The organism is Stenotrophomonas sp. MH181796, from assembly GCF_009659995.1.
GTDB classification, from domain to species: domain Bacteria; phylum Pseudomonadota; class Gammaproteobacteria; order Xanthomonadales; family Xanthomonadaceae; genus Stenotrophomonas; species Stenotrophomonas riyadhensis.
In genome coordinates, this window is record NZ_RAHU01000004.1 from 505,731 (window position 1) to 519,193 (window position 13,463).

The following is a 13,463-nucleotide window of genomic DNA, read 5'->3' on the forward strand; positions in this document are numbered from 1 at the left end:
GCGGTGCAGTCGCTATCATCAGCGACCTAGCAGTACCCCTGAAGGCGGCCTCCCAGCGGGAGCCCGGACCCGGAAGGAGGGCCGCAACCGGCAGGCACTGCAGGTTGCAACCGGAATCCAGTCACCGGAGTCTTTCCGGAAAAGGGGCCCAGCGGGCCCTTTGTCGTTTCCGGGGCGTCATGTTTTCACGCCGGCCAAGGCCGGCACCCAACCAAGAGATCAAGGCAGGCTGTGAGCGACAAGGCAACCGACATCGCGAATCTGCTCGCCCCGACCGTTGTGTCGCTGGGCCTGGAGCTGCTGGGCGTTGAGTATCTGCCGGCCCCCGGCGGTGCGACCCTGCGCCTTTACATCGACGTGCCGCTGGCTGAACAGCCCGAGCGCATCATCAATGTCGACGACTGCGAGCGGGTCAGCCGCGAAGTGTCGGCGCAGTTGGACGTCGAAGACCCGATCAGCGGCAATTACACGCTGGAAGTGTCCTCGCCGGGCGTCGACCGCCCGCTGTTCAACCTGGAGCAGTTCGCCCGCCACCAGGGTGAATCGGCCAAGGTCACGCTGAAGCTGCCGCAGGACAATCGCCGTCGCCTGCAGGGCCGCATCGAAGCGACCGACGAGGCCGCGGGCACCATCACCTTCATCGTCGACAAGGCCGAAGTGGTCGTGTCGGCCGACAACATCGACAAGGCACGGATCATGCCCGACTGGGTGGCGCTGGGGCTGGCCCCGAGCAAGCCGACCGGTCCGGCACCGAAGCGTCCGAAGCCGAACACGAATTCTTCTTCCAACGAGCCGGCGGCAAAGAAGCCGCGCGCGGAGTGAGCCAATGAGCAAGGAACTGTTGCTGGTAGTCGACGCGGTCGCCAACGAGAAGGGCGTGCCGCGTGAAGTGATCTTCGATGCCATCGAGGCCGCCCTGGCCTCGGCAGCGAAGAAGCGCTATCCCGACGAGGAAGTGCTGACCCGCGTGGTCATCGACCACAAGGATGGCAGCTACGAAACCTTCCGCCGCTGGGAAGTGGTGGCCGATGACGTGGTCATGGAATCGCCGGACCGCCAGATCCGCCTGATGGACGCCGTCGATGAAGCCGAAGGCGTGGACGTCGGCGACTACATCGAAGAGCAGATCGAGAACCCGGACTTCGGCCGCATTGCTGCCCAGGCCGCCAAGCAGGTCATCGTCCAGCGCGTGCGCGAAGCCGAGCGCCAGCAGGTCGTGGATGCATGGAAGGATCGCGTGGGTGAGCTGATCACCGGCGTGGTCAAGCGCGCCGAGCGCGGCAACATCTATGTCGACCTCGGTGGCAACGCCGAAGGCTTCATCCCGAAGGACAAGGGCATTCCGCGCGACGTGCTGCGCGCCGGTGACCGCGTGCGCGGCTACCTGGCCGAAGTCCGTTCGGAACCGCGTGGCCCGCAGCTGTTCATCAGCCGCGCCGCCCCGGAATTCATGATCGAGCTGTTCAAGCTGGAAGTGCCGGAAGTCGGCCAGGGCCTGGTGGAAATCAAGGCCTGCGCCCGCGATCCGGGCGACCGCGCCAAGATCGCCGTGCTGGCCCACGACCAGCGCACCGATCCGATCGGCGCCTGCATCGGCATGCGCGGTTCGCGCGTGCAGGCCGTGTCCAACGAGCTCAATGGCGAGCGCGTGGACATCGTGCTGTGGAACGACAACCCGGCCAACTTCGTCATCAACGCGATGGCGCCGGCCGAAGTGCAGTCGATCATCGTCGATGAAGACAAGCACTCGATGGACCTGGCTGTCGCTGAAGACCGCCTGGCCCAGGCGATCGGCAAGGGCGGCCAGAACGTGCGCCTGGCCAGCCGCCTGACCGGCTGGCAGCTCAACGTGATGACCCAGGACCAGGTCACCGCCAAGTCGGAGGCCGAGCAGGCTTCGGCCCGCCAGCTGTTCATGGACAAGCTGGAAGTGGACGAAGAGATCGCCGGCATCCTGGTCAGCGAAGGCTTCGGCACCGTCGAGGAAATCGCGTATGTCCCGGTTGGCGAACTGCTGGCCGTGGAAGGTTTCGACGAAGACATCGTCGAAGAGCTGCGCGCTCGTGCCCGCGATGCGCTGCTCAATGAGGCCCTGGCAGTCGAGGAAGGCCTTGAAGACGGCCAGCCGGCGCAGGACCTGCTGTCCCTGAAGGGCATGGACGAAGCCACCGCGTATGCGCTGGCCGGCCACGGCGTGCGCACCAGTGAGGACTTGTCCGACCTGGCCGCCGACGAGGTCATGGACTTCGGCATCGAAGGGCTGGACCAGGCGCGCGCCGCTGCGCTGATCCTGGCCGCGCGTGCCGAGGAGATCGCCCGACTGGAACGCGGCGAATGAGCCGGCAATGAACAGGGCCCTGAGCCGCTCAGGGCGTAGAATCCGCGCCACCTCCAGATGCGGGGGGGCGCCCACAAGATCATAGGATCCGAATGTCGCAGCAAACCACCATCCGCAAGCTTGCCGAACTGGTCAACACGCCGGTCGAAAAACTGCTGGAACAGCTGGCCGGTGCCGGCATGAAGTTCAGCGGTCCCGACCAGGTCGTGACCAGTACCGAGAAGGTGAAGCTCCTGGGCTTCCTTCGTCGTTCGCATGGCAAGCCCGAGCAGGCCCCGGAAGAGACGGATCAGTCCGCAAAGAAGATCACGCTCAACCGCCGGAAACAGCAGGAAGTGACGGTCAGCTCCGGTCGCAGCAAGACGACCGTGAATGTCGAGGTGCGCCAGAAGCGTACCTACGTCAAGGATGGTGCTCGCGCCATGACCCCGGACGAAGAGCGCGCCGACATCCTGCGCAAGCTGGAAGAGTCGCGTGCGCGCAACCTCGCCGAACAGCAGGCTCTGGCCGAGAAGGATCGTCTGCGCGACGAAGCCATCGTCCGTGCCCGTGAGGAAGAGGTTGCGGCCAAGGAACGCGCAGAGGCCGAGAAGAAGGCCGCCGAGGAAGCTGCGGCCGCCGCCAAGGCTGCCGAGGCACTGGCTGCCAGCAAGCCCAAGCGCGCTCCGATCGATGAAACCGCGCCGCGCCCGCCGCGTGCTCCGGCCGCCGCTCCGGCTGCGCCGCGCAGCGCTCCGCCGCCGCCGCGCAACGACGACCGCAACAACCGCAGCGCTCCGCGCAACGAGCGTGGCCCGGGCGACCGTTTCGCCGGCCAGATGCACCTGTCGGCTGCCGACCGCGCGCGTCGTGGCAACAGCAACAACAGCAACACCCGTGGTCGTCCGGGCGGGCGTAACCAGGCCGGTGGCCGTCGCGACATGTCGCGCGGTGGCAACAATGCAGGTCCGCACGCCTTCGAGCGTCCGACCGCGCCGGTGGTGCGTGAAGTGGCGATCGGCGACACGATCACCGTGGCCGACCTGGCGCAGAAGCTCGCGCTGAAGGGCGGCGAGGTGGTCAAGGCGCTGTTCAAGATGGGCGTGATGGCCACCATCACCCAGTCCATCGACCATGACACCGCCGCGCTGGTGACCGAAGAACTCGGCCACAAGGCCATCCGTGCCAACGACAACGACGCCGAAGACGCACTGCTGGCCTCGACCGGTGAAAACCAGGGCGAAGCCACCCAGCGTCCGCCGGTGGTCACCATCATGGGCCACGTCGACCACGGCAAGACCTCGCTGCTGGATTACATCCGCCGCACCAAGGTCGCCACCGGCGAAGCCGGCGGCATCACCCAGCACATCGGTGCCTACCACGTGGATACGCCGAAGGGCGTGATCAGCTTCCTGGATACCCCGGGCCACGCGGCATTCACCTCGATGCGTGCGCGCGGCGCCAAGCTGACCGATATCGTGGTGCTGGTCGTGGCCGCCGATGACGGCGTCATGCCGCAGACCAAGGAAGCGATCCAGCACGCCCGTTCGGCGGGTGTGCCGCTGATCGTGGCGATCAACAAGATCGACAAGTCCGACGCCGACCCGATGCGGGTCAAGAACGAACTGCTGTCCGAGCAGGTCGTGGCCGAAGACTTCGGTGGTGATACCCAGATGGTGGAGATCTCGGCCAAGACCGGCCTGGGCATCGACGACCTGCTGGACGCCATCTCGATCCAGGCCGAACTGCTGGAACTGAAGGCCGTCGACGAAGGCCGCGCCTCGGGCGTGGTGATCGAATCGTCGCTGGACAAGGGCCGTGGCCCGGTCGCCACCGTGCTGGTGCAGCAGGGCCGCCTGAAGAAGGGCGACTATCTGGTGTGCGGCATCCAGTACGGCCGCGTGCGTGCGCTGTTCGACGAAACCGGCAAGCAGCCGGAGTTTGCCGGCCCGTCCATCCCGGTGCAGGTCCTGGGCCTGTCCGGCGTGCCGGAAGCGGGTGACGACTTCGTGGTCGTCGAGGACGAGCGCCTGGCCAAGGACGTTGCCCAGCAGCGCGAAACCAAGCGCCGTGAATCGCGCCTGGTCGCCACCGCCGGCAGCCGCATGGAAGACATCATGGCGACCCTGGGCAAGGGCGAGGGCCAGCAGGTCCTCAATCTGGTCATCAAGGCCGACGTGCAGGGTTCGGTGCAGGCGCTGAGCCAGGCACTGGTCGCGCTGTCCAACGAAGACATCCGCATCAACGTGATCCACTCCGGCGTGGGCGGCATCACCGAGTCGGACGCCAACTCGGCTGCCGCTTCGAAGGCCACCGTCATCGGCTTCAACGTGCGTGCGGATGCTTCGGCCCGTCGCATCATCGAATCCAACGGCGTTGACCTGCGTTACTTCTCGATCATCTATGACGTGATCGACCAGGTGAAGCAGGTGGCCTCCGGTCTGCTGGGCGTGGAGATCCGCGAAGAGATCATCGGTATTGCCGAGGTCCGCGACGTCTTCCGCAGCTCCAAGCTGGGTGCCGTCGCCGGTTCGATGGTCATCGAGGGCGTGGTCAAGCGCAACAAGCCGATCCGCGTGCTGCGCGACAGCGTGGTGATCTTCGAGGGCGAGCTGGAATCGCTGCGTCGCTTCAAGGAGAACGTCGAAGAAGTCCGCAACGGTACCGAATGCGGTATCGCGGTGAAGGCCTACAACGACGTCAAGCCGGGTGACCAGATCGAGTGCTTCGAGCGTATCGAAGTGCCGCGCACCCTGTAATTGCTGCAACGGACCAGCCCTCACGGGCCGGTCCGCCCCCTGGTGGGGCCCGATCAAGGTCGGGCCGCTCCTCCTGGTAGGACCCGACCAAGGTCGGGCCGCTCCTCCTGGTAGGACCCGACCTTGGTCGGGTCACATTTGAATCGAGAGCCCGACCGCGTGCCCAAGACTTTCCATCGAACCGACCGTGTCTCCGCCCAGCTGCGCCGTGAACTCGGCACCCTGGTGCACAACGCCGTGCGCGAGCACGGGTTGCCCTCGGTGAGCGTGTCCGACGTGGAAATCACCCGCGACATGGCCCATGCCAAGGTATTCGTCACTGCGCTGATGCCGGAACGTTCGGCTGAAGCCGTGGCCGGCCTGAAGGAGCTGGGCTATCGCCTGCGCATGGACCTGGCCCGAGCGATGAAGCTGCGCCACGTGCCGGAGCTGCATTTCCACTACGACGACTCGGTCGACCGTGGTGAACACATCGACAACATCCTGCGCGACCTGCCCGATACGCTGGCCGCCGAGAAGCGTCGCGAGAGCGACGAAGAATAACCGCGCGACGCCGGGCATGCCCGGCGTTGTTGCATTCCGGCTGCGCGATGTCTGATGCAGACCGCGCTGCAGCAGTCGAGCATGGCTCGACTCTACAAACTCCTGTCATGACCCGAATTCAGTTCCGCCGCCTGGATGGCATCCTGCTGCTCGACAAGTCGACCGGCATGAGCTCCAACGCCGCCCTGCAGGTGGCCCGTCGCCTGTTCCGTGCCGAAAAGGGTGGCCATACCGGCAGCCTCGATCCGCTGGCCACCGGCCTGCTGCCGCTGTGCTTCGGCGAGGCGACCAAGATTGCCGGACTGTTGCTCGGCTCGGCCAAGGCCTACGACGCCGAGATCATGCTGGGCCAGACCACCGACACCGATGACTCCGAAGGCCAGGTGCTGCTGCAGCGCGCGGTGCCGGCGATCAGTGCCGAGGCCCTGCAGGCGGCGCTGGTGCCGCTGACCGGCAACATCCGCCAGCGTGCCCCGATCTATTCGGCGCTGAAGCAGGGTGGGGAACCGCTGTATGTGAAGGCCCGCCGCGGTGACGTCATCGAAGCGCCGGAACGCGAGGTGCAGGTGCATGCCATCGAGGTACTGGAGCAGCAGCCGGAACGGCTGCGGCTGCGCGTGACCTGTGGTTCCGGCACCTATATCCGCAGCCTGGCCCGCGACCTCGGCGAAAGCCTGGGCTGTGGCGCCCACATCAGCGCGCTGCGCCGGCTGTGGGTCGAGCCGTTCCGCGAGCCTGCCATGGTCACGCTGGATCAACTGCGGGCGATGGTCGAGGCGGGCGACGAGGCCGGCATGGACGCGCTGCTGCTGCCGCTGGCGGCCGGCCTGGCTGAATACCCGCGGGTCGACCTCGATGCCGACCAGGCCCACCGCTTCTGCGTCGGCCAGCGCCAGCGCGACCTGTCCTGGCCGCATGGCCTGGTGGCCGTGTTTGGCCCGGACGATGCTGTCCAGGGCCTGGGCCAGGTCGATGACAGTGGCCTGCTGGCCCCGCAGCGTCGTTTCAACCTCTGACCTGGGCCGGGCGGTTCAGCCCCGGTCCTTGTCCCGGAAGCCCCCGACCGTTACAATTTCGCGGCCGTTTTCCGGCAGCCTGCCTCGCGCAGGTTTCATCCTCGTAGTCCACGGCGAGCCTGGCGGTGCGCGAAGCGCGTTCCTGCCGGCCACGCATCACAGAGAAAAAAGAAATGTCGATCGACACCCAGAAGGTCATTGAAGACAACAAGCGCAGCTCGGCTGACACCGGCTCCCCGGAAGTCCAGGTTGCACTGCTGACCGCCCGCATCGAACTGCTGACCGGCCACTTCAAGACCCACAAGAAGGACCACCACAGCCGCCGCGGCCTGCTGCAGATGGTCAACCGCCGTCGCAGCCTGCTCGACTACCTGAAGAAGAAGGACGTCGAGCGTTACAAGGCCCTGATCGAGAAGCTTGGCCTGCGTCGCTAAGCAACGAATCCCCCGCGGCGCAGCGATGCGCCGCGGTTTTGTTTTGTAGCACCGCAATCCCCGATTCAGGCCGGAACGATCCGGCCACCCGCTGGCGGCAAGGGTCGCCGACGGTCCAAATTCGCAGACAGCATCCCCAAGGACACCCTCCGTGGCAAAAATCACCAAAACCTTCCAGTACGGCAAGCACACCGTCACGCTTGAGACCGGCGAAGTCGCCCGTCAGGCCAGCGGCGCCGTCATCGTCAAGATGGACGACACCGTACTGCTGGTCACCGCCGTCGCCGCCAAGAGCGCGCGCGAAGGCCAGGACTTCTTCCCGCTGACCGTCGATTATCAGGAAAAGTTCTACGCCGGCGGCCGTATCCCGGGTGGTTTCTTCAAGCGTGAAGGCCGTGCGACCGAGAAGGAAACCCTGATCTCGCGCCTGATCGACCGTCCGATCCGTCCGCTGTTCCCGGAAGACTACAAGAACGAAGTGCAGATCATCGCCACGGTCATGTCGCTGAACCCGGACGTGGACGGTGACATCCCGGCCCTGATCGGCGCCTCGGCTGCTCTGGCCCTGGCCGGCACCCCGTTCATGGGTCCGATCGGCGCTGCCAAGGTCGGCTACAAGAACGGCGAGTACATCCTGAACCCGACCGTCAGCGAACTGGCTGACTCGCAGCTGGAACTGGTTGTCGCCGGTACCTCCAACGCCGTGCTGATGGTCGAATCCGAAGCCGCGCTGCTGTCCGAAGAAGTGATGCTGGGCGCCGTGACCTTCGGTCACCGCGAAATGCAGAAGGTCATCAACGCGATCAACGAGCTGACAGTCGAAGCCGGCACCAAGCCGTCGACCTGGGAAGCCCCGGCCAAGAACGACGCGCTGATCTCCGCCCTGAAGGAAGCCATCGGCCCGCGCCTGGGCGAAGCCTTCCAGGTGCGTGACAAGCTGCAGCGCCGTGACGCCATCTCGGCGATCAAGAAGGACGTGGTCGAAACCCTGGCTGGCCGCGTGGCCGCTGAAGGCTGGAACCCGGCCGAGCTGTCGAAGGAATTCGGCGAGCTGGAGTACCGCACCATGCGTGACTCGGTGCTGGACACCAAGGTCCGTATCGACGGCCGTGCGCTGGACACCGTCCGCCCGATCGCCGTGAAGACCGGCGTGCTGCCGCGTACCCACGGTTCCTCGCTGTTCACCCGCGGCGAAACCCAGGCCATCGTGACCATCACCCTGGGCACCGCCCGTGACGGCCAGGTCATCGACGCCGTTGCCGGTGAGTACAAGGAAAACTTCCTGTTCCACTACAACTTCCCTCCGTTCTCGGTGGGTGAGTGCGGCCGCATGATGGGCCCGAAGCGCCGCGAAATCGGCCACGGTCGCCTGGCCAAGCGCGGCGTGCTGGCTGTCATGCCGTCGCTGGAAGCCTTCCCGTACACCATCCGCGTCGTCTCGGAAATCACCGAGTCGAACGGTTCCTCGTCGATGGCCTCGGTCTGCGGTTCGTCGCTGGCCCTGATGGACGCCGGCGTGCCGGTGAAGGCGCCGGTTGCCGGTATCGCCATGGGTCTGGTCAAGGAAGGCGAGCGCTTCGTCGTCCTGTCCGACATCCTGGGTGACGAAGATCACCTGGGCGACATGGACTTCAAGGTGGCCGGTACCGCTGAGGGCATCTCCGCCCTACAGATGGACATCAAGATCGAAGGCATCACCGAAGAGATCATGAAGCAGGCTCTGCAGCAGGCCAAGGCTGGCCGTCTGCACATCCTGGGCGAAATGGCCCACGGCCTGACCGCTCCGCGTGAAGAGCTGTCGGACTACGCGCCGCGCCTGCTGACCATCAAGATCCACCCGGACAAGATCCGCGAAGTGATCGGCAAGGGTGGTTCGACCATCCAGGCCATCACCAAGGAAACCGGCACCCAGATCGACATCCAGGATGACGGCACCATCGTCATCGCTTCGGTCAATGCCATCGCTGCCCAGGCCGCCAAGGCCCGCATCGAGCAGATCACCTCGGACGTCGAGCCGGGCCGCATCTACGAAGGCAAGGTCGCCAAGATCATGGACTTCGGTGCGTTCGTCACCATCCTGCCGGGCAAGGACGGTCTGGTCCACGTGTCGCAGATCTCCAGCGATCGCGTCGAGAAGGTCGGCGACGTGCTGAAGGAAGGCGATGTGGTCAAGGTCAAGGTGCTGGAAGTCGACAAGCAGGGCCGTATCCGCCTGTCGATGAAGGCCGTGGAAGAAGGCGACGCCGTCAGCGCCGAGTAATCGACCTCCGGTCGATTACGGTAGGTGTCAACCTTGGTTGACACGCTTCTGGAATCGCTGAAATGAAAAAGCGGGCTTCGGCCCGCTTTTTCTTTGCCTGTAATCCTGTGGATGAGGACCGTTGGTCCTTGCACTTACGCGTCTTCTTCGTCCTCACCCAGCCACCAGACCTGGCCTGGCTCCGGGTCGCTCAGCGGGTGCTCGCGCTGTTCGATGGCCTCCAGCACCCGGCCGGGGGCTGCAGCGACCCACACCGCCATGAGCTTTTCCACCGCAGCCCGGCCCTGTGCGGCCACGCCGAGGTCACGTTCGCGTCTCCATTGGTCTTCATCTGGCGCCTCATCACCATGCTGGTGCGGCGTGCCGTAGCTGCAGCGACGGCACAGCCGGCGCACGGTGGCTGTCCAATCCTCGACCATGCCGATGCCGGGCAGGGTGATGGCCTCCAGGGCAGCGATGTCATCGGCCGAATCGCACTGCACGAACACGGTGAAGGTCGCCATGTCCGATGCCTGCAGGCGCTGCATCGCGTTGAACACCGGCACCTGGCGCTCGCCGTAGGCACGCTGGCCGGTCGAGGCGCCGTCGTGCAGCACGATGTCGCCGAAGCGGAAGCCGCTTTCGGGCAGCGGTACGTTGTCGATGCGTGCACGCACCGGATCAATGCGGCTCATGTACACCACTTCAGCATCCGACCACGGTGCCAGGCGCACGCAGGCCACGCCGAAGTGGCCCTCGATCGGGCCTTCGCCCTCGGGCAGGGTGATGCCGCAGCGGGCCCATTGGCGGCGTGCTTCGGCCCAGTCATCGGCGCCGGTGGCGGCGATGCCGGCATTCCAGGCAGTGGCGACATCGAACTCGCCGCGCAGCTGCTCCGATTGCAGGTTGTCCTGCAGTGAGGCAGCCCAGTCGCGCAGGTACTTGTGCGCCAGCCCGCGCATGTAATGCAGGTACGGCACTTCGGGGGCGAGTGCGATCAGCTCGCCGAACAGCGCCACCGCCTGCTGCAGGTCGCCTTCGTGGAACGCGTCGTAGGCGCGTGCCTCCAGGGCCTGGCCTTCGTCGAGGGTTTCGTCGTCCAGCAGGTCGCTGTCGTCGAGGTTGTCGTGGTCGGTGCTCATGTCCATGCGCGGTTGAAGGTCCGCGGCTACCTTAGCCGATGCGCGAGCCCGCGAACGCGGCGTCGGCGCGTGTCCTGCTGCAGTGCATGAGGGTCGTTGCATGACTGGCGCGTTGTCGTCATTCGGCGGGATGCACCTGTCCACTGGACGACATGCCACGACAACCGTCCCACAGCCCCATCCGTTTGCTAACGTGGCTGCGCCTTCGAACCGGGAGATCCCATGTTCCGCCAGACCGTGGCTGCCCTTGCCGTGCTGATTGCCGGTGCCTTGCCCATTGCCGTGCATGCGGCACCCGCGCAGCCGCCGATCTTCGGTGCCTACTACCCCGGTGGTTCGGCCGAGCGCTACCCGGTGTCGAGCATTCCGGCCGAGCGCCTCACCCACCTGTTCTACGCGTTCTCCACCATCGAGGACGGGCGCTGCACGATCGGCGCGGAAGCGGCGAAGAATTTCGCGGCGCTGGCCGAGCTGAAGAAGGCGCACCCGCATCTGCGCACGCTGATTTCGATCGGTGGCTGGGGGGCAGGTGGATTCTCCGATGCAGCGCTGACCGAGGCCAGCCGCAAGCGCCTGGTCGACTCATGCATGGCGCTGTTCTTCGATCGTCATGCTGGCAGTTTCGATGGCGTGGACATCGACTGGGAGTTCCCGGTCAGTGGCGGGCCGAAGGAGCTGGCACACCGTCCGCAGGACCGCGCCAATCTGACCCGGCTCGCGCAGGCGTTCCGCGTGGCCCTTGATGCGCATGGCCGCAAGGCGGGGCAGCCGATGCTGTTGACCGCCGCACTGGCCGCCGGTCGCCTGCAGACCGATGGCCCCTACGATCCAGCGGCAAGCTATGACCTGCCGGCGCTGGCCAAGGTGTTCGATTTCATCAACCTGATGAGCTACGACATGGGCACCGGCTTCTCATCGGTGTCGACGTTCAATGCGCCCCTGCATGAAGTGCCGACCGATCCGTTGGCGCCGGAGCTGCGGCGCTGGAACAACGTCGCCGGCGCAGTGCAGTACTACCGCGAGCATGGTGTGCCGGCCGACAAGCTGGTGCTGGGCGTGCCGTTCTACGGGCGCGGCTTCAAGGTCACCGGCGATGCACCGGACGGTCTGTATCAGGCCTACAGCGCACCGGCCGATGCCGGCGATTGGCGGGTGATCAAGGCGCGTTATCTCGACCAGCCGGGCTGGACGAAGCACTGGCAACCACAGGCGCAGAGCCCGTGGCTGTACAACGCCGAGCAGAAGGTTTTCATCAGCTATGAAGACCCGCGCTCGATCGGCCTGCGTGCGCAGTTCGCCCGTGAGCAGGGCCTGGCCGGCGTCTTCATGTGGGAGCTGACCGGCGACGACGAACAGGCGAGCCTGCTCAACGCCATGCTGGGTCCCTGGCAGAAGGCACGCATCGGCGATTGAACCTCGCCTGGCTGCGCCGGGTCATGCCCGGCGACGGCTCAGTTGGCCCAGACGCTGTTGGGATCGCCGTTGCGGGCGCGGCGTTGGCTGGCCACTGCCAGGCGGGCGAAGCCGAAGGCCATGGCCAGCGCGATGGCATCGACCCAGAACAGCGGCCAGTGGCCACGCGCAGCAGCACGCCACAGCCAGTCACCATTGAGCGCGCCATGCAGGATCGGCACCAGCGCGGTGCTGATCGCCGCCGCCCACAGCAGTTCGCGTGCCGCCTGCGCCGGGCGTCGCAGCGCGGCCCACAGCGCACAGGCCGCCCAGCTGCCGAAGCAGGCCCAGCGGATGCCGTGGTCGACCGCGGACGGTGCCAGCCGCTCCAGCACCAGTGCGGTGACGAACGCCACCGAAATCGCAACGCACAGCCCGATGCAGACGCCGACCGTGGCCCGTGCCATGTTCACCCCGGCACGCGGTTGCTGCGGCTGGCGACGCTTGCGCCGCGATTCGATCCACAACAGGTTGCCGGAGTAGAACAGGAAGGCACCGCCAAGGCCGAGCAGGAAGTACAGCCAGACCACTACGCCGTTGCCGAACTCGCCGAAGTGCAGGGCATAGGCCGCGCTGAGCGTGGCGTGGTTGGCGTCGCGCTGGCCGGGCAGCTGCGAGGCCAGGACGTTGCCGGTGGCCACGTCCAGTGCCACCGCGCCGAGCGGGCCGAGCGTTCCGGTGGATTCGCCGGTGATCTCGATGGTGGCGTTGGCATCGCCGGCGTTGGCCAGCTTCAGGTAGGCCGGTTCGAAATTGGCCACGCCCTGTGCGCGGGCCACTTCAAGCGCGCGTGCATGCAGCACGCGCAGGCTGCCCGGCGGTGCCGGGATGCCGCTGGCGTCGCGCACGGGCGCGGTGTCCATTGCGGTCGGTACCGCCTGCAGGGCCTTGCCGTCGTAGATCAGCGGGTTGAGCAGGGCCATCTGCACGAACACCAGGCAGAGCAGGGCGCCAGTGACCGCGAACATCAGGTGGAAGGGCAGGCTGAGCACGCCGATCACGTTGTGCGCGTCCTGCCACAGTTGTTTCAGGTTGCGGCCCGGACGCAGTGCGAACAGATCACCGAACAGCTTTGGCAGGTGGATCACCAGGCCACTCAGCAGTGCCATGCCATACAGCAGGCTGACGATGCCCATCACGTAGATGCCGGCCACCGGCAGGCCGAGGCTGTAATGCAGCTCGTTGACCAGTTCGGCCAGCCCGGTCTGTGGCGGCGTCGGGCTGCCGGCGATCTGTCCCGGCCAGGCGTAGCGCCAGCTGCCGTCATCGGCCTGCCAGTAGGCCAGTGGCTGCGGGTGTTCGGTGCCGGGGAAGGTCATGCCGACGTGGCGGCGCGCTTCCGGATGCGCGGCAAGCACGTCTTCCAGCAGGTACTGCGCGTCGTCCAGGCCGGCGGGGAGTGCGGTGGCTGCACCGGGCGTCTGCCACAGCGGCAGGTCGTGGTGGAACAGGGTCAGCGCACCCGCGTAGAAGGCCACGAACAGGCCGAAGCCGGCAACCAGGCCGACCCAGGTGTGCAGGGTGGTGAACGTGCGCAGCGTCTGCGAACTGAACTTCATGG

The 13,463-nt window shown here is 66.2% G+C and carries 10 protein-coding genes; 8 read left to right on the forward strand and 2 right to left on the reverse strand.

Features of this window, described 5'->3' with window-relative positions; genetic code table 11:
• The first annotated feature begins 231 nt into the window (after nt 1-231).
• From rimP to pnp, 7 genes are all read left to right on the forward strand, one after another.
• Entirely contained in the window at nt 232-822 is a 591-nt protein-coding gene (rimP, locus tag D5301_RS12530) for a ribosome maturation factor RimP (RefSeq protein WP_019660578.1), read from the forward strand.
• Nucleotides 823-826: 4 nt separating this feature from the next.
• Nucleotides 827-2,338: a transcription termination factor NusA gene (nusA, locus tag D5301_RS12535; protein ID WP_005410449.1), complete on the forward strand. Its 1,512-nt coding sequence runs from the start codon at nt 827-829 to the stop codon at nt 2,336-2,338.
• 92 nt (nt 2,339-2,430) lie between these two features.
• Nucleotides 2,431-5,076 (forward strand): translation initiation factor IF-2, encoded by a 2,646-nt coding sequence (gene infB, locus D5301_RS12540; protein ID WP_032128650.1) that lies wholly within the window; start codon nt 2,431-2,433, stop codon nt 5,074-5,076.
• 159 nt (nt 5,077-5,235) lie between these two features.
• Complete coding sequence (gene rbfA / locus D5301_RS12545) at nt 5,236-5,619, forward strand: 30S ribosome-binding factor RbfA (RefSeq protein WP_005410447.1); 384 nt, start codon at nt 5,236-5,238, stop codon at nt 5,617-5,619.
• Between the two features lie 107 nt (nt 5,620-5,726).
• Nucleotides 5,727-6,635, forward strand: coding sequence for a tRNA pseudouridine(55) synthase TruB (truB, locus tag D5301_RS12550; RefSeq protein ID WP_110712981.1), 909 nt, complete (start codon nt 5,727-5,729; stop codon nt 6,633-6,635).
• A gap of 173 nt (nt 6,636-6,808) precedes the next feature.
• Nucleotides 6,809-7,069: a 30S ribosomal protein S15 gene (gene rpsO / locus D5301_RS12555; protein WP_005410445.1), complete on the forward strand. Its 261-nt coding sequence runs from the start codon at nt 6,809-6,811 to the stop codon at nt 7,067-7,069.
• A gap of 151 nt (nt 7,070-7,220) precedes the next feature.
• Nucleotides 7,221-9,329: a polyribonucleotide nucleotidyltransferase gene (gene pnp / locus D5301_RS12560; RefSeq protein WP_032128652.1), complete on the forward strand. Its 2,109-nt coding sequence runs from the start codon at nt 7,221-7,223 to the stop codon at nt 9,327-9,329.
• A gap of 134 nt (nt 9,330-9,463) precedes the next feature.
• Here pnp and D5301_RS12565 read toward each other — a convergent pair whose 3' ends face one another.
• Complete coding sequence (locus D5301_RS12565; protein WP_228756389.1) at nt 9,464-10,450, reverse strand: hypothetical protein; 987 nt, start codon at nt 10,448-10,450, stop codon at nt 9,464-9,466.
• A 222-nt stretch (nt 10,451-10,672) separates the two neighbouring features.
• Here D5301_RS12565 and D5301_RS12570 point away from each other — a divergent pair, with 222 nt between their 5' ends.
• Nucleotides 10,673-11,863 (forward strand): glycoside hydrolase family 18 protein, encoded by a 1,191-nt coding sequence (locus D5301_RS12570; protein ID WP_153855821.1) that lies wholly within the window; start codon nt 10,673-10,675, stop codon nt 11,861-11,863.
• A gap of 38 nt (nt 11,864-11,901) precedes the next feature.
• Here the strand turns inward: D5301_RS12570 and D5301_RS12575 are convergent, their stop codons facing one another.
• The gene (locus tag D5301_RS12575) at nt 11,902-13,461 is read right to left on the reverse strand and encodes a PepSY-associated TM helix domain-containing protein (RefSeq protein ID WP_049401220.1); all 1,560 of its coding nucleotides are present in this window, start codon (nt 13,459-13,461) and stop codon (nt 11,902-11,904) included.
• Nucleotides 13,462-13,463 lie beyond the last annotated feature (2 nt).